Genomic DNA, 15,555 nt, shown 5'->3' on the forward strand with positions numbered 1-15,555 from the left:
CAGTGAGGAGTCACGAGCAGCATGCCGGAAACGTGGTGGCGGGGGGCCGCGATCTACCAGGTCTACCTGCGCAGTTTCGCCGACGGCAACGGTGACGGGACGGGAGACCTGGCGGGTCTGCGGGCACGCCTGCCGTACCTCGCCGACCTCGGGGTGGACGCCGTCTGGCTCAACCCGTGGTACCCGTCGCCGATGGCCGACGGCGGATACGACGTGGCCGACTACCGGGACATCGAACCGGTCTTCGGCACGCTGGCCGAGGCCGAGAGGTTCATCGTCGAAGCCCACGAACTGGGCATCAGGGTCATCATCGACGTGGTGCCCAACCACGGCTCCGACCGGAGCGCGTGGTTCCGGGAGGCGCTGGCCGCCGGGCCCGGCTCACCCGAGCGGGAACGCTTCTGGTTCGCCGACGAGCCCGGCGACTGGCGGTCCATCTTCGGCGGGCCCGCCTGGACACAGGTGCCGGACGGGCAGTGGTACCTCCACCTGTTCGCCCCCGAGCAGCCCGACTTCAACTGGACCAACCCCGAGGTGCGCGAGGAGTTCCGCGACGTGCTGCGCTTCTGGTTCGACCGGGGCGTGGACGGCATCCGCATCGACTCGGCCGCGGTGCTGGTGAAGGACTTCGACGGCGGCGACCCCGACGGCTACACCGACCTCGACGAGGTGCACGAGATCTACCGCGACTGGCGCCGCCTGGCCGACGGGTACGGCGACCGCATGCTGGTCGGCGAGGTGTGGTTCCCCGACCAGGAACGCTTCGCCCGCTACCTGCGGCCCGACGAGCTGCACACCGCCTTCAACTTCGACTTCCTGGCCTGCCCCTGGGAGCCCGCCGCGCTGCGCCTCTCGATCGAGCGGACCCTCGCCACGCACGCCCCGCTCGGCGCGCCGCCCACCTGGGTGCTGTCCAACCACGACGTGGCGCGCGTGGTGACCCGGTACGGCAGGGCCGACACGTCCTGGGACCACGGCGACCGCCGGGACGGCGTGCCGTCGGACCTCGGTCTCGGCGGACGCAGGGCCAGGGCCGCCGCGCTGCTGGCCATGGCGCTGCCGGGCGGCGTCTACGTCTATCAAGGCGAGGAGCTCGGCCTGCCCGAGGTCGACGACATCCCCGGCGAGCTGCGCCAGGACCCGATGTGGACCCGTTCCGGCCACACCGTGCCGGGCCGGGACGGCTGCCGGGTGCCGCTGCCCTGGTCGGGGGAGAAACCGCCGTACGGCTTCGGCGCGGGCGAGCCGTGGCTGCCCCAGCCCGAGGACTGGCGCGCGCTCACCGTGGAGGCCCAGTCGGCCGACCCCGGCTCGATGCTCGCCCTCTACCGGACCGCGCTGCGCATCCGCCGCGACCGGCTCGGCGACGGCACGCTCACCTGGCTCGACCTGGGGCCCGGCGTGCTGGCCTTCACCCGCGAGTCGGGGCTCACCTGCGTGACCAACCTCGGCCCCGGCCCCGTACGGCTCCCGCCGCACGGGCAGGTCCTGCTGGTCAGCGGCCCGCTCGACGGCGACGACCTCCCCGCGGACACCACCGCCTGGCTCGGCTGAGCCGCTCCTACGGACCGATCAGGGGGAGGCGCCGGGAGGCCGGACCGCACGGGCCGGCCTCCCGGGCGCCGCCGGAACCGGGATTGATACGCCCTCGGCTCGGCGGCGGAGCGGATCGTCAGCCCAGCAGGGAGAGCAGCACCCGCCGGCGATCGCGGCCGCCGTCGGCCACGCCGCGGAGCCGGAGGCCACCTGGGCGGCCGAGGCCCAGGCCGTGACGGCGACCAGCAGCAGGAACCGGGGGCGGTCCCGGGCCGACCACAGGCGGGTGATCCGGCCCTTGTCCTCGACGTCCGAGCTCCGCCCCCTCATCAGATGGAAACCGGCCGGGGCGGCGACCAGGAACACCGGATACTCGACATCGCGCGGGGTGCGAACGGTTCGAACCGCACGAGGGGCGACCTTACGCGGCCTTCGCGGAAGGCAGAAGGATCAGGGCTTCGTCTCCCGGCGCAGCCGCCGTGCCTTCCGCCGCGCCCCCCGTACGGCGAGCCCGGCGAGGACGAGTACGGCGAGGGCGGCGGCGATCCGGCCCGGGCCTGCGCCCTCCACCCACCCGGCGACGGCCCCCTGCACCGCCGTCACCGCGCCCACGACAGGGTCGTCCGTGGACGCGCCGGCGAAGACGCGCAGCTCGTACCAGCCGTAGTAGGCGACGTACAGCCCGGCGAGCACCAGCAGACCGCCGCTCACCCGCGACACGTACGGCAGGATCCGCCGCATCCCGGCGACCGCGGCGGCGCGGGCCAGCGCCACGGCCACCGACAGGGCCGCGACGACCAGGCCCATGCCCAGCGCGTAGGCGACGAAGACCACCAGCCCGCCCAGCAGGCCGCTTTCGGTCAGCGACGCGGAGGTGACGGCCAGGAACGGCCCGGCCGTGCAGGACAGCGAGGCGACCGCGTAGGAGAGGCCGTAGCCGTACAGTGAGGCCGCCGAGGCGGTGGGGCGGCCGGCGCCGGGCCCGGGGAGCCGGATCAGCAGTTCCCGGCCGGTCAGCAGCGCGCCGCCCAGCACGACGAGGGCCGCGCCGATCACCATCGTCACCCACGGCAGGTACTCCCCGACGGAGTGCGCCAGCGGGACCACGACCAGGCCGAAGAGGCCGAAGACGGTGACGAACCCGCCGGTCATCGCGGCGGCGAGCAGCAGCGCCCGGACCAGCGGGGCCCTGCCGCCGGAGACCAGCATGGTGAGGTAGGCAGGGAGCATCGCGAAGCCGCACGGGTTGAACGCGGCCACCGTGCCGGCGGTGACGGCCAGCGCCACCGGAAGACCGGTGCTCACGGTGCCTTTCCCGCCCGCTGTCCCGTGACGCTGCCCGGCGTCCGGCGTCCGTGCGGTGTCCGGTCCGTGCGTCCGTGCGGCGTCATCCCGCGCGCAGCTTTCCGACCTGCCGGTTCAGCCCGTCGGCGCCGAGCGGGCCGGGGACCTTCTCGGTGGAGCCGTCGGGCCGCATGAACACGAACGTCGACTGCTGGGTGACGCCCAGCCTCGTCCACACCGCGCCCCCGGCGTCGGACAGCTGCACGATCGTCCCGGTCCCGGTGCGCCGGACGAACTCCTTCATGGCGGGTTCGGCGTCGAGGCCCGCGACCCCGACGAACGCCACGTCAGGGTGCTTCTCCGCGGCGGCCCTGACCGCCGGGGCGTCCGAAAGGCACTTCGGGCACCACGGCGCCCAGAACCAGAAGACCACCGGCCGGCCCGCCAGGCTCGCCCCCTCGAACCGCTCACCGCCCAGGGTGACGGCACGGAACGCCAGCGCCGCGGGGACGGCGGCCGGCGAGCCGGTGGGGCTCGGGGAGCCGGTAGCGGGACTCGCAGACGCCGGGGACGTCACGGACGCCGCCGGAGAGGTCGCGGGAGCCGAGAGCGGCGCGTCGGAACGGACCGGGCCGCCCGCCTCGTCCCCTCCTCCGGCGCCGCACGCCCCCGTCAGAAGAGCGGCCGAGACCGCCGCGGCCACAGCGCGATATCTGATCATCCGCTCAGCGTAGGTTCGCCTCCCCGGCGCGGACCTTACGAGGCGCTTACGCCCCCGCGCCCCCGTTCCGGGCCGTCCGGGAGGTGAAGAGAGCGAGGCTTCCGGAGAGCTGGGAGTGTGGCCGGTCCGGGAGCCGGTCGGGTGCGAACCAGCCCAGCTCGTCGAACTTGTGGGGTTCCCCGATGGCGACCTCGGCCGGGTCCACCCGGACCGCGAAGACCACTGCCACCCAGTGCGAGGAGACCGGCTCCCCGCGCAGGACGTTCCGGACTCCGATCGTCTCGATCTCCAGCGCCGCCGCCGAGTACTCCTCGCGGACCTCGCGCGCGACGGCCGTCTCGAACGTCTCGCCGTACTCCAGGGCCCCGGCGCCGCAGTCCCACGTGCCGGGCTCGTCCCGCGCCCCGGCGCCGCGCCGGGCCAGCAGCACCCGGCCGGCGCCGTCATGGCAGACGAACACGCACGACACGGAGGGCTTCGGTGTCATGTCTCCCCGTTCCCCGGCTCCCCGGTTCCCCGTCTCCGGGGCTCCCGGTTCTCCGGTCTTCCGGTCCTCGTACGGAGGCGGCGGTCCGGCCGGCGCTCCGCGGTGCCGGCGGGCGTCGCCGGCGGACGTCAGAAATGGTCGAGCAGCTCCGGGAACCTCCGCAGCCGCAGCACCCGGTCGTCGTCCGGGGCGAGGTCGGCCCGCTCCAGCACCCAGGTGTTGTCGTTGGGGATGAAGACGGCGTTCATGCCCGCCTGCCGGGCCGGCAGGATGTCCGACTTGGGGGAGTTGCCGATCATCCAGGTCGTCGTGGGCGTCAGGTCGTGCTCCCGCACCAGCCGGAGGTAGACCTCCACGTCCTTCTCCGGGACGATGTGGACGTCGCGGAAGTGGTGCGCGAGCGCGGAGACCTCCAGCTTGCGCCGCTGCTCCTCCAGGTCGCCCTTGGTGAGCAGGAGCAGGTCGTGCCGGTCGCCGAGTGCGGCCAGGGTCTCCGAGACGCCCGGGATCAGCTCCACCCGGTGCTCGACGAGCGCCACCGCCAGCTCCTCGATCCGGCGGCGCTCCGCGGCGGTCGGCGGTCGCCGGTGCAGCCGTTCCAGGCACTTACCGAGGCTGCGCAGGAAGACCTTGCTGCCGTAGCCGTGGGCGACCGCGTTCGCCGCCTCGATGTCGTCGAGGATGGCCCGGATCTCGGTCCGGTCGAGGGTCGGGTGCGCGAGCCAGCCCAGGAAGTCGTCGATGACCCGCTCGAACAGGACGTTGTTCTCCCAGAGCGTGTCGTCGGCGTCGAAGATGAGCACCTGCCGGTCGAGCCTCATGACCTTCTCCTCCCGAGAACGCCGACCGCCGGAGGTTACCAGCCGGTGGGAGCGGCGTTCATGTCTTTTTCGTCCGCCTCGTATGCCACCGCCACCGGATCACCTCCGCCTGTCCGGTCGTCCCCGCCCGCCCGCCGTGCCGTGTGCCGCCGTCGCCGGATCACCGTACGCCGCCCCGGCCGGTCCTGGATCGTTCCCGGCGGGATCGCCGGGTTCAGCCGTCACCGCCGGTGGACCGTTCCCACCCGCCACGCCGTGCGTCTTCGTCGTCTGAAAGCGTCCTCACCGCGCCTCCGTGAGGGGGTCGCGCGGCGCTGGAGCGCAGGTCCGGGCATGAAAAGTGAGCATTAATCATGATCCGAAAAATCCGTGGAAATGTTGCGGAACTGTTTCGGGAGGGGCTGATGTGGTCTAGGCTCCATCGGATATGTGGGGGGAAACATCCGGTTTTGGTGCCTCATCGCCGGGCCCGGGTGCCCGCCCGCCCTCTCACAGGCTTGCGGTCCGGGGACTGAATTGGAGTGACGTGACGACCCAGCATGTGCCGTACGACGGTCTGGACGATGGCGAGGGCCTGCCCGGCTCCCGCGGGGAGCACATCCTCCAGAAACTCTTCGACACCAGGGAGCGGGCGGAGCGGTTCTACGGCCGTCAGGTGGTCGACCGCCTGACGCCCCAGATGCGTGAGTTCGTGGCCCGGCAGCAGATGGCGTTCGTGGGCACCGCGGACGCCGCCGGGAACTGCGACACGACGTTCCGCTCGGGGCCGCCCGGATTCGTGCGCGTACTGGACGACACCCGGATGGTCTACCCGGAGTTCCGTGGCAACGGCGTGCTCGCCAGCATGGGGAACATCCTGGAGAACCCGCACATCAGCCTGCTGTTCGTCGACTTCTTCGAAGACCTGGTGGGCCTGCACGTCAACGGCATGGCGAGCATCATGACCGCCTACGACGCCGCCCGCCGCTACGGGCTCAACGACGAGGACCAGACCGCGCCGGGCAAGAAGGCCGAGCGCTGGATCATGGTCGAGGTCGAGGAGGCCTACATCCACTGCTCCAAGCACATCCCGCTGCTGGTCAGGCAGGACCGCAGGGAGCGCGCCGCCGAGGGGCGCAGGCCCGCCGGAGACGACTACTTCGGCGTCGGGCGGGTGCGGAGCGCGGAGCTGAGCGGGCATGAGGCGGGGAAACCGGTCGGGTGACGCCATGACACTGGACATCCGGCTCATCCGGGAAAGCTGGTCGCTCGTCGAACCGATGGCCGACCAGGTGATCCTCAACTTCTACAGCAGGCTCTTCGCCGAGAACCCCCGCATCCGGGAGCTCTTCCCGCCCGCGATGGACCTCCAGCGCGACCGCCTCTTCAGCGCGCTGACGCAGGTGGTGCTCAACCTGGAGGACACCGAGGGGGTGCGGGAGTATCTCACCCAGCTCGCCTGCGACCACCGCAAGTACGGCGTCCGGGCCGAGCACTACCCGGCGCTCGGGAACTGCCTGATCGCGGCGATGCGGACGACCTCCCGCGGCGCCTGGCTGCCCGCCTACGACCAGGCGTGGGCGGCCGCCTACGACTTCATCGCCCAGGTGATGATCCAGGCGGCCGACCAGGACGCGGTCACCGCCCCGCCCGCCTGGATCGGCACCGTGGTCGGGCACGAGATGCGAACCTCCGACATCGCGGTCCTCACCATCGAGCCCAACCACCCGTACCCGTACCGGGCGGGCCAGTACACCACCGTGCAGACCGCGCTGTGGCCCCGGGTGTGGCGTCAGTACTCCATCGCGAACGCCCCGCGCCACGACAACAGGATCGTGCTGCACGTGCGGGCCATACCCGGCGGATGGGTCAGCACGGCGCTGGTGAAGCACACCCGCCCGGGGGACACCGTCCTGCTGGGCCCGCCCAGGGGCACCCTGTCGCTGGAGCAGGCCACCACCCCGCACCTGGTCTTCATCGCCGGTGGCACGGGCCTCGCGCCGCTCAAGGCGCTCATCGAGGAGTCGGTGTGGATGCCCGAGCGCCCCGCCATCGACCTCTTCTACGGCGTGCGGCGCGCCGCCGACGCCTACGACACCGAGGCGCTGAACAACCTGCGCATGCAGCACCGGCGGCTCCGGATCGTGCAGGCGATCTCCGACGAGCCGGGGCCGGGGTACGGCCAGACCGCCGTCGACGCCCTGGAGTACCACCGGATCATCCCGTCCGGAGACGTCTTCGTGTGCGGATCGCGGGAGATGGTGTACGCGACCTCGGACCGGCTGGTCCGTCTCGGCGTCCCGGCCGGGCGCATCCACACCGAGTACACCCCGGACACGCCGGTCCCCGTGGGCTGACGGCGGCGGCCGTCACCCGCGGGCCGCGGTCCTCCACAGGTCGCCGTCCTCCACGGGCCGCCGTCCTCCACGGGCCGCCGTTTCCGCGGACCGCCGCTTTCTTCGGGCCGCCGCGCCGCCCCCCGTGGGCGGACGGCGCCCGGCCGGCTATCCGCCCGGCGGGCCGTCCAGCCGATCCAGAGCGGTCAGCGTGGTGTCCTCGGGATAGGGCGATCGCCGTACGGCCTCCTCGCGGCCCATCCGGCCCGCGGCCACCTCCCGGCAGAGCCCGGCGACCGCCTCGATCTCGGCGTGCTGGGCGGTGACGAACGCGCGGTCCACCGGGTCTCCGTGCCCCGGCACCACGACCGCGTCCCCGGCGAGGCCGAGCAGCCCGCCGAGGGTGTCCGGCCACTCCAGCGGGAACGCGTCGCCGTAGGCCGGAGGCGCGCCGTTCTCCACCAGATCGCCGGCGAACACCACGCCGGCGTCCGGCACCGCGATCACCAGGTCGGACGGGGAGTGCCCGCGTCCCAGGTGCGCCAGGACGGCGCGGCGGCCGCCGGCCGTCACCTCGGCCCGGTCGGTCACCAGGCGGTCCGGCGGCACGATCTCCGTCTTCTCGATGTCGGCGGCGATATCGGGCCGGCCCTGCCCGCGGTAGCGCCGCGCCCACACGTCCTTCGTCCGGGCGCCGTCGGCGACCAGGTCGGCGTGACAGGCCTCGTGGGCCCAGACGGGGCACGCGAGGAACGGCCGGGTGCCGAAGGAGTGGTCGAAGTGGGCGTGGGTGAGCACCACGGTCCACGGGTCGCGGGTGATCCGGCGCACCTCCGAGGCCAGTTCGGCGCCCTGCCGCTCGTCGCCCCGGGTGTCGATCACCAGACAGCCGCCGTCGCCCAGGACCAGCCCCACCGACAGGTCCAGCTCGGCGTACCGCCGCACCAGCACCCGGTCCGCCACTTCGATCCAGCGTCCTTCCATGGAGTGATTGTCCCCCACGGAAAAGGGGCCGCGTGACCCGCCGGGAAGGCGGGCCGTGCGGGCTGTGCGGGCCGTGCGGGCTGTGCGGGCCGCGGGCTCGCCGCCGCGGCCGTCACAGCCGGCCGCACCGCCGGCACCGGCCGCGTCTGCGCAGGTGGTAGGCGAGGGTGGCGGCCGCAAGGGCCGCGCCCCACACCGGCCAGGACGTCTCCGGAAGCCACGTTCCGACGTCGGACGAGCCGAAGCGGCCCTGAAGCGCCAGCCGGATGTAGGTCAGGCCCGCCACGAAGACGATGACCGACACGGCGGCGGCGGGGACGACCGCGAGCATGGGCGGGACCCGCCTGCCGCGCAGGCCGGGCATCCAGCGCGGGAAGACCTCACCCCACCGCCGGGTCAGCCCCAGGGTGAGGAGCCCGCCGAACGCTCCGAAGGTGGCCAGGTAGGCGCCGGCCAGCCAGATGCCGGGCGTCTCGCGGGCCTGCTCGACGAGGAACTCCTCGTCGACCCCCAGCGGGACGCCCAGCGCCCAGGCCCAGCGGGTCGCGCAGTACACCAGCGGTACGGCGGCGGCCACATAGGCGGCCCGGCGCCCCCACCGGGCTGCCTCCCCCGGAGCGGTCCAGCCTCCGCCGCCGGCCGTACGGCCGCAGTCGCCGCAGGCGTCCCGGCCGCGTCGCAGGTAGGCCACGGTGGCCGTGGCCAGGAGGACCCCGCCGAGCACGCACAGCAACTGGTTGACCACCTCCCAGGGCCAGACGTCGAGCAGGCGGGTACCGCCGAGGCGCCAGCCGAACAGGGGGGCGACCAGCAGGAGCGGCGTGTAGGCGACGCCCATCATGAGACGGGAGTCGGGGATCACCAGTGCCAGGGCCGCGGCGGCGGGCCAGGCCAGGGCCGCCGGCAGCAGGCGCAGCGGGCCGCGCCCCCGCGACCGGCCCAGCACCAGCGCCAGCAGCGTGCCCGCCGCCCCGAGGCCGGCGATCCACCACCCGCCCGGTACGGGGGAGGCCCCCGAGAGGATCGACAGCTCCCGGTCGGAGTCGGGGTCGCTTCGCCCCCAGGGGAATCCCGGTGCGCCGAGCGCCCAGGCGAGTCCGAGCAGCCCGTAGGCCGCCGACCAGAGCGCCGCGGCGTGACCGGCCCGGGAGGGGCGGCGCGGTCCCGATGAGGTCGTCGATGCGAGAAGAGAGGTCGTCACGCTCCAACGGTCCCGCCGTCTCCCGGTGGCTTCCATGTGCCGTTCGGCACCCCGTCCCCCCATCGGAGGGGGCGGACCGTGCCGTCCGGCAGGGGTCGCGACGGCGCCGGGCCCGTAGGGTCGAGCCGTGAACCCTCGTGAACGCGCCGGTGCGGTCGCGGCCCTCGCGATGCTGGCCGGTGGGGCCGGCGGTTCCCCGTTCTTCGGGCCGCTCGTCGTGCTGCCGCCGGCGGCGGCCCTGGCCGCCGTGATGTGGGCCCTCGGGGTGGCCGGAGACCGGTCCCGCGGCCGGTTCCGCGTGCCGGCCGTGAGCTGCGCGGCGGCGGCGCTGTCCCTCGGAGCGACCGGTGCCGCGCTGGCCGGGTCACCGATCGCCGACGGCCGGGCGGCGGGAGTGGGGGCGCTCGTCGAAAGCGGGGCCCTCCTCGTCCTGATCGGCGTCGTCGTCCGGCGGGCGCCGACCCGGCCGGCCGCGGTCTCCGCCCTCCTCGCGGGTCTGGCCGTGGCGGTGTGGCTGTTCCGCTTCCTGGTCCCGTCGTCGCCGCTGGAGGTGGTGGGCGTCATGGGATTCTGGGCCGCCTGCTCGGCCGCCGCCGCCGGCGTCGGGCTCTACCTGCGCTCGATGGACCGGCGGCGGGTCCGCGCGATCCACCGGGCCCGCCGTGCCCAGCGGCTCGGGCTCGCCCGCGACCTGCACGACTTCGTCGCCCACGACATCAGCGAGATGATCGCTCAGGCGCAGGCGGGTCAGGTGGTCGGTCCGGCCGATCCCGGCCGGGCGCTGACCGCGCTCAGAGACATCGAACGGGCCGGTCTGCGGGCGATGGAGGCGATGGACCGGACCGTGCACATGCTCCGCGAGCACGAAACCGAGAACGAGCACGAAAGCGGGGACGGAAACGGAGGCGGGAACGAGGGGGGAGGCGGAGACGGAGGACGGGCGGGGCGCGGAGGAGACGACGGCCGCGACCGGGGGACGGCCCCCGTCCCCACCCTGGCGGACCTGCCCGATCTCGTCACCCGGTTCTCCGCCCCCGGTCCTCCCGCGGCGCACCTGGACGTGCGTGGCCTGGACCTGCGGCGCGACGGCGACGGACCGGGCGCGCGGCCGTCGCGCGAGATCGGCGCCACCGCCTACCGGGTCGTGGTGGAGGCGCTGACCAACGTGCGCCGGCACGCTCCCGCGGCCACCCGCGTGGAGGTCGCCGTCGCCCTGGAGGCCGGGGTCCTGACGGTCCGGGTGCGGGACGACGGCGCGACGGGACGCGGACGCCCGGCTCCCGCCGGCGCGGACGCCCCCGGACGGCCCGGCCCCGAACCCCGTGACGGCGGGCTTCGTGGCGAGGGCGGGTCTCGTGACGGCGGGTCTCGTGGTCACGGCGGGTTCCGCCACGGCGGACCGGAGGGCCTGCGGCCGGGAGGCGGTCGCCGCGGCGGGTTCGGCCTGCCCGGTCTGACGGGGCTCGTCGAGGCACTGGGCGGTACGCTTCGTGCGGGCGCCGTACCGGGCGGCTGGAGCCTGACGGCGGTGCTCCCCGGAGAGCGCGGAGCCCCACGGGTGCGGGCGGCTCCTGACGGGACGCCCGGAGCGGGAAGGGGATGACGGCGTGGCCGGTGGGCGGATCCGCGTTCTCGTCGCCGACGACCAGGAAGGCATCCGCGGCGCCTTCCGGCTGATCCTCGACGCGCAGCCGGACATGACCGTGGTCGCCGAGGCGGCCGACGGCGCCACCGCCATCGCCACCGCCCGCCATCTGCGTCCCGACGTCGTGCTCGCCGACATCCGCATGCCCGTCGCCGACGGCCTGGAGGTCACCCGGGCGCTCGCGGGTCCCGGCGTCGCCGACCCGATCCGCGTCGTGGTCGTCACCACCTTCGACCTCGACGAGTACGTCCACACCGCCCTGCGCGCCGGCGCCTGCGGCTTCCTGCTCAAACGGTCCGGGCCCGCCCTGCTGGTGGAGGCGGTGCGCGCGGCCGTGGCGGGCGACACCCTGATCAGCCCGCAGCTCACCGTGCGGCTCCTGGGTCACCTGGCGACCCCGGCGATCGGACCCGCCGGGCCCGCCGAACCGCTGACCGGGCGTGAACTCGACGTGGTCCGGCTGGTCGCCGACGGCAGGAGCAACGGCGAGATCGCCGCGGAGCTCCTCATCTCTCCGGGGACGGTCAAGAACCACGTCGCGGCCGTGCACCGCAAGCTCGGCACGCGCAACCGGGTGGGCATCGCCGCCTGGGCCTTCCGCACCGGCCACCACAGCCCGTAGACCGGTGCCCCGAGCCGGGCCGGTGTCCTGAGGCGGGCCGGTGTCCTGAGGCGGGCCGGTGTCCTGAGCCGGGCCGTCGCCGCCTGCCGCCCGCAGACCGGTGCTCGACGCCCGGAGCCGGGCCGGTGGGGACCGTCAGGCGAGGACGCGGCCGACCATCCGGGCGTACATCCGGCCCGGGCTGGGCACCGACGCCTCGTGGAGGAAGCCCGGGAGCATCGGCAGGTCGACGGCGAAGGGCTGCAGGCGCTCGTACAGGGCCTCGGCGCAGGCGGGACGCCGCTCGGGATCCTTGGCCAGCAGCTCGGCGAGCAGGCCGTTCAACGCGTCCGGCGCGTCCGGCACGTCCGGCGGCAGCTCGTTGACCTGGCGCTCGAACACGGCGTACTCGGTGACGCCGGTGAACAGCTGCCGGCCGGTCAGCATCTCGTGGATCACGCAGCCCAGCGCGTACAGGTCGCTGCGCGGCCCGGACAGACCGCGCTGGATCTGCTCGGGGGCCATGTAGGCCGGGGTGCCGAGGATCTGGCCGATCCGGGTGAACTGCGACGAGCCCGACTCGCGGACCATGGCGAGGCCGAAGTCGAGGACCTTGGCGCTGCCGTCCGGGCAGAGCATCAGGTTGGTGGGCTTCAGGTCACGGTGGTAGATCGACAGGGCGTGGGCGGCGGCCAGCACCGCGCAGGCCTGGGCGGCGATCGCGGCGGCCCACGGCACCGGGAGCGGGCCGTGCTCGCTGACCAGGTCGGCGACGGTCACCCCCTCGATGAACTGCATCACCTGGAACAGCCGCTGGTCGAAGGTGCCGAAGTCGTACAGGATCGGGGCGCCGGGGTGCTCCAGCTTCGCCAGGATGCGCGCCTCGCGCAGGAAACGCCCGGTCAGCTCCTCGTCCGGGCCGGTGAGGAAGCGCAGTATCTTGACGGCGACCCGGCGGTCGAGGTGCGTGTCGTGACCGCCGTAGACGGCGCCCATGCCGCCCTGCCCCAGGGGAAGGTCGTCGAGTACGTACCGGTCACCGATGACCATCCGACCCTCCCGAGGACTCCCAGGGACATCACACCCCTTGGTCGCACGGCCGGAGATGACCGTCAACCAGTCCGTCAAAGCCTAGCCGGATCAGCGTTTCCCCCAGCGCGGTCGTCTCCCGCACCCTGTCCTCCAGCGCGAACAGCTCCCGGAAGGCCGCGCCGTAGCGCCGCTGGTCGGCGAGGGGGAGAACCGGCACCCGGGCCCGCCGCACGTCCAGCCGGCTGAAGCCGGGATGTGACCTGTTCGTGTCGGCCGAGCGGATGAAACCCGCCACGAAGTCGGGGTCGAGCCGCTCGGGGTCCACCCGGTAGAGCGTGAGCTGAGGCCCCAGTGCCGCGCCGCCCCGCGTCATCACCCGGACGGTGCCGAGGACGCTCGTCACGATGTCCCCGGGCCTGATCATGACCAGGGCCGGGTCGAGGGTGGTCCCGCCCGTGGGGGCGGAGCCCACGGCCGTGTCACCGGCCGTCAGGACCGGCAGGGGACCCTCCTCGGCCGGCATCCTGGCCGGGGCCTGCAGGATCGTGACCAGCCCCGCCCTGGCGAGCTCCCCGACCGTGGTGGCCGGAAGGTCCTGCCGCTCGGCGAGCACCTCCAGTGCCGGGGGCGCGTCCGGCAGGGTGGCCGACGCGCCGCGGAAGCGGTCCAGCGCGTCGGTGAAGTCCTGCAGGAAGTCGGGCCCGCCCTGCTGCGGGCGACGCCGGGCCGGGCTGACGTCCACCTCCTCGTCGAGCAGGTCGATGATCCGCACGCTGCTGCCGTCGCCCGGCGGCTCCGCCTCCGGGTCCCGCAGGTGGGCCCGCCAGGCGGGCTCCACCGCCGACAGGTCCTCGGAGGCGTCCAGGAGCAGGAGCCTCGACGGGGGCCGCCCGCCGTCCGGGCGGCGCAGCAGCCACAGGTCCGGCCCGGCCGCGCCCAGCGTCACCACGGCCCGCAGCGCGCCGGTGCGCAGCAGGTTGGCCCGGATCCGCCGGCCGGGGCGGCGGGACGCCGCGGCCGGGGGCATCAGGATCGCCACCGGGCCGCCCGGCTTCACGCGGGCCAGGCAGTGCTGCACCCAGGCGAGCTCACCCTCCCCGCGGGGCGGCAGGCCGTACTCCCAGCGGGGGTCGCCGGTCAGCTCGCCGTACCCCCAGGCGCGTTCGTTGAACGGGGGGTCGCAGACCACCGCGTCGGCCTGCCTGCCGGCCAGACCGTCCTCCCGCAGGGAGTCGCCGGCCACGATCCGGGCGTCGGCGCCGCGCAGCAGCAGCCGGACGGCGGTGATCAGGGCGTTCGTGGCGTCGGCCTCCTGGCCGAGGGCGGAGCCGGCGTGCAGCAGGAGGGTCCCGACGCCGCAGGCCGGGTCGAGGACCGTGCCCCGCTCCCGGGCCGTCAGCCGCCACATCAGGCCGGCCACGTCCTCCCGGGTGACCGCGAGCCGGCGGGAGTGGGCCTCGGTGTAGCGCTCGCACAGGAACTCGAACGTGGCGAGCGGCCCGCGCTCGGCGGCCAGCTCGGCCACCAGCCCGAGGAGGCCGTGGTCACCGGGGGGAGCCACGGGTGCGCCGGGGAGGTCGGCCGTGGCGGCGGCCATGGCGTCCGCCGTCCGCGTGCCGCGCCCCGGCCAGGCGCCCGGCTCGCGTCGCAGGAACAGGAGGAAGGCGCCGACCCGGCCGACCAGGTCTCCCAGACGCAGATCGTCGGCCGACGTCCGCAGCCGCTGCCACACCAGGTCGCCGAGGGAGACCTCGAACGGCTTGCCGTTGCGGCGCAGCCAGGCGGCGACCTCCGGCAACGAGAAAAGTGGGCTGGAAGTGGTTCCGGCGACCGGATCGGGGAAGTCGTCGTGTCGGCGGCGCCAGTTGCTGACCGCGGCACGGCCGACGGAGGCGAGCCGGGCGATGTCGCCCGCGTTCACCGTGATGTCCTGGCTCTCCTCCATGCCGAACAACAGTAGTTCACGTCGCTGAAGCGGTCTACAACATGTTTGCTTGTGAAGTGCTTCAACCAATGCTTTACTGCCTTCATGGCACTCAACCAAGCGTTGGCGCTGCGCTACGCCGCTCGATCCGATGTCGGCGTCCGCCGCGAGGCGAACGAGGATTCCGGATACGCGAGCGCTCGCCTGCTCGCCATCGCCGACGGCATGGGCGGCCACGCGGGCGGCGAGGTGGCCAGCTCCCTGGCGGTCAGGGCCATGGCGGCGCTGGACGAGAGGCTCCCGGCCGGCGGCGTCGATCTCGTGGCGACGCTCAAGGGCACGGCCACCGAGGTCAACCACACGCTGCACGACATGAGCGAGCAGGATCCCACACTGCGCGGGATGGGCACCACCCTCACCGCGATGCTCTGGGACGGCCCGAACTTCGCCCTCGCCCACGTCGGCGACTCCCGCGCCTACATGCTGCGCGACAGCGCCCTCTACCAGATCACCCACGACCACACCCTGGTCCAGTCGCTGGTGGACGAGGGCCGCATCACCGAGGAGCAGGCCGCCGAGCACCCGCGCCGGTCCATGGTGCTGCGGGTCCTGGAGGGCACCGGTGACGGCGAGCTGGACCTGTCGCTGCGCGAGGCCAAACCCGGCGACCGCTACCTGCTGTGCTCCGACGGCCTGACCGGGGTGGTCGGCCCCGAGACCCTGTTCAACACGCTGACCGAGATCGACGACCCGGCCGAGGCGGTCCGGTGGCTCATCGACCTGGCCAACCGGGGCGGCGGCCCCGACAACATCACCTGCATCGTGGCCGACTACGGCCCGCACCCGGCGTCGGCGGACCGGTTCGTGGTGGGCGCCGCCGCCGAGGGACGCCTCACCCACTGACCTCCACGGGCCCTCACAGGCCCCGCGAACCCAGCGGTCCCCGCCGCACCGGCGGGGACCGCGCCCCGGTCAGGCCCCGGGCACGCCCGTCGCGCCCGTCA

At 74.0% G+C, this 15,555-nt stretch carries 14 protein-coding genes; 6 read left to right on the plus strand and 8 right to left on the minus strand.

Going from position 1 to position 15,555, the window contains the following annotated elements; genetic code table 11:
* Positions 1 to 21: 21 nt before the first annotated feature.
* Complete coding sequence (locus ACFYSC_RS35975; protein ID WP_389970565.1) at positions 22 to 1,554, plus strand: alpha-amylase family glycosyl hydrolase; 1,533 nt, start codon at positions 22 to 24, stop codon at positions 1,552 to 1,554.
* A gap of 432 nt (positions 1,555 to 1,986) precedes the next feature.
* Here the strand turns inward: ACFYSC_RS35975 and ACFYSC_RS35980 are convergent, their stop codons facing one another.
* The 4 genes from ACFYSC_RS35980 to ACFYSC_RS35995 all read right to left on the minus strand — a co-directional run bounded on the left by ACFYSC_RS35980 (position 1,987) and on the right by ACFYSC_RS35995 (position 4,849).
* Positions 1,987 to 2,841, minus strand: coding sequence for a cytochrome c biogenesis CcdA family protein (locus ACFYSC_RS35980; protein WP_389970568.1), 855 nt, complete (start codon positions 2,839 to 2,841; stop codon positions 1,987 to 1,989).
* A gap of 82 nt (positions 2,842 to 2,923) precedes the next feature.
* On the minus strand, positions 2,924 to 3,541 hold the full coding sequence (locus ACFYSC_RS35985) for a TlpA family protein disulfide reductase (protein WP_389970571.1): 618 nt from the start codon (positions 3,539 to 3,541) through the stop codon (positions 2,924 to 2,926).
* Positions 3,542 to 3,587: 46 nt separating this feature from the next.
* The gene (locus ACFYSC_RS35990; RefSeq protein WP_389970574.1) at positions 3,588 to 4,028 is read right to left on the minus strand and encodes an NUDIX hydrolase; all 441 of its coding nucleotides are present in this window, start codon (positions 4,026 to 4,028) and stop codon (positions 3,588 to 3,590) included.
* A gap of 128 nt (positions 4,029 to 4,156) precedes the next feature.
* Positions 4,157 to 4,849 carry an HAD family hydrolase gene (locus tag ACFYSC_RS35995; protein ID WP_389970577.1) on the minus strand — a complete coding sequence of 231 codons (693 nt, stop codon included), beginning with the start codon at positions 4,847 to 4,849 and terminating at the stop codon, positions 4,157 to 4,159.
* 526 nt (positions 4,850 to 5,375) lie between these two features.
* On the opposite strand from ACFYSC_RS35995, the gene ACFYSC_RS36000 reads away from it, so the two are divergent.
* Both ACFYSC_RS36000 and ACFYSC_RS36005 read left to right on the plus strand, forming a co-directional pair.
* On the plus strand, positions 5,376 to 6,053 hold the full coding sequence (locus tag ACFYSC_RS36000) for a pyridoxamine 5'-phosphate oxidase family protein (protein ID WP_389970580.1): 678 nt from the start codon (positions 5,376 to 5,378) through the stop codon (positions 6,051 to 6,053).
* A 4-nt stretch (positions 6,054 to 6,057) separates the two neighbouring features.
* Positions 6,058 to 7,185 carry a globin domain-containing protein gene (locus ACFYSC_RS36005; RefSeq protein ID WP_389970582.1) on the plus strand — a complete coding sequence of 376 codons (1,128 nt, stop codon included), beginning with the start codon at positions 6,058 to 6,060 and terminating at the stop codon, positions 7,183 to 7,185.
* A 147-nt stretch (positions 7,186 to 7,332) separates the two neighbouring features.
* Here ACFYSC_RS36005 and ACFYSC_RS36010 read toward each other — a convergent pair whose 3' ends face one another.
* Positions 7,333 to 8,148, minus strand: coding sequence for an MBL fold metallo-hydrolase (locus tag ACFYSC_RS36010; RefSeq protein WP_389970585.1), 816 nt, complete (start codon positions 8,146 to 8,148; stop codon positions 7,333 to 7,335).
* Between the two features lie 112 nt (positions 8,149 to 8,260).
* Positions 8,261 to 9,349 carry a hypothetical protein gene (locus ACFYSC_RS36015; RefSeq protein ID WP_389970588.1) on the minus strand — a complete coding sequence of 363 codons (1,089 nt, stop codon included), beginning with the start codon at positions 9,347 to 9,349 and terminating at the stop codon, positions 8,261 to 8,263.
* 127 nt (positions 9,350 to 9,476) lie between these two features.
* On the opposite strand from ACFYSC_RS36015, the gene ACFYSC_RS36020 reads away from it, so the two are divergent.
* Complete coding sequence (locus ACFYSC_RS36020) at positions 9,477 to 10,952, plus strand: sensor histidine kinase (RefSeq protein WP_389970591.1); 1,476 nt, start codon at positions 9,477 to 9,479, stop codon at positions 10,950 to 10,952.
* Between the two features lie 4 nt (positions 10,953 to 10,956).
* Positions 10,957 to 11,616 carry a response regulator gene (locus ACFYSC_RS36025; protein WP_389970598.1) on the plus strand — a complete coding sequence of 220 codons (660 nt, stop codon included), beginning with the start codon at positions 10,957 to 10,959 and terminating at the stop codon, positions 11,614 to 11,616.
* A gap of 135 nt (positions 11,617 to 11,751) precedes the next feature.
* Here ACFYSC_RS36025 and ACFYSC_RS36030 read toward each other — a convergent pair whose 3' ends face one another.
* Both ACFYSC_RS36030 and ACFYSC_RS36035 read right to left on the minus strand, forming a co-directional pair.
* A complete protein-coding gene (locus ACFYSC_RS36030; RefSeq protein WP_362946466.1) occupies positions 11,752 to 12,645 on the minus strand; it encodes a serine/threonine-protein kinase in 894 nt (297 codons plus the stop codon).
* A gap of 28 nt (positions 12,646 to 12,673) precedes the next feature.
* Positions 12,674 to 14,572 carry an N-6 DNA methylase gene (locus tag ACFYSC_RS36035; RefSeq protein WP_389970602.1) on the minus strand — a complete coding sequence of 633 codons (1,899 nt, stop codon included), beginning with the start codon at positions 14,570 to 14,572 and terminating at the stop codon, positions 12,674 to 12,676.
* Positions 14,573 to 14,656: 84 nt separating this feature from the next.
* Here ACFYSC_RS36035 and ACFYSC_RS36040 point away from each other — a divergent pair, with 84 nt between their 5' ends.
* Positions 14,657 to 15,454 carry a PP2C family protein-serine/threonine phosphatase gene (locus tag ACFYSC_RS36040; protein WP_389970605.1) on the plus strand — a complete coding sequence of 266 codons (798 nt, stop codon included), beginning with the start codon at positions 14,657 to 14,659 and terminating at the stop codon, positions 15,452 to 15,454.
* The last annotated feature ends 101 nt before the right edge of the window (positions 15,455 to 15,555 follow it).

This window comes from Streptosporangium sp. NPDC004379 (assembly GCF_042873875.1).
Lineage (GTDB): Bacteria > Actinomycetota > Actinomycetes > Streptosporangiales > Streptosporangiaceae > Streptosporangium.

Coding starts and splice junctions, on each gene's coding strand:
- ACFYSC_RS35975 (WP_389970565.1), top strand. CDS start 22: ATGCCGGAAACGTGGTGGCGGGGGGCCGCGATCTACCAGGTCTACCTG.
- ACFYSC_RS35985 (WP_389970571.1), bottom strand. CDS start 3,541: ATGATCAGATATCGCGCTGTGGCCGCGGCGGTCTCGGCCGCTCTTCTG.
- ACFYSC_RS35990 (WP_389970574.1), bottom strand. CDS start 4,028: ATGACACCGAAGCCCTCCGTGTCGTGCGTGTTCGTCTGCCATGACGGC.
- ACFYSC_RS35995 (WP_389970577.1), bottom strand. CDS start 4,849: ATGAGGCTCGACCGGCAGGTGCTCATCTTCGACGCCGACGACACGCTC.
- ACFYSC_RS36005 (WP_389970582.1), top strand. CDS start 6,058: ATGACACTGGACATCCGGCTCATCCGGGAAAGCTGGTCGCTCGTCGAA.
- ACFYSC_RS36010 (WP_389970585.1), bottom strand. CDS start 8,148: ATGGAAGGACGCTGGATCGAAGTGGCGGACCGGGTGCTGGTGCGGCGG.
- ACFYSC_RS36030 (WP_362946466.1), bottom strand. CDS start 12,645: ATGGTCATCGGTGACCGGTACGTACTCGACGACCTTCCCCTGGGGCAG.
- ACFYSC_RS36035 (WP_389970602.1), bottom strand. CDS start 14,572: ATGGAGGAGAGCCAGGACATCACGGTGAACGCGGGCGACATCGCCCGG.
- ACFYSC_RS36040 (WP_389970605.1), top strand. CDS start 14,657: ATGGCACTCAACCAAGCGTTGGCGCTGCGCTACGCCGCTCGATCCGAT.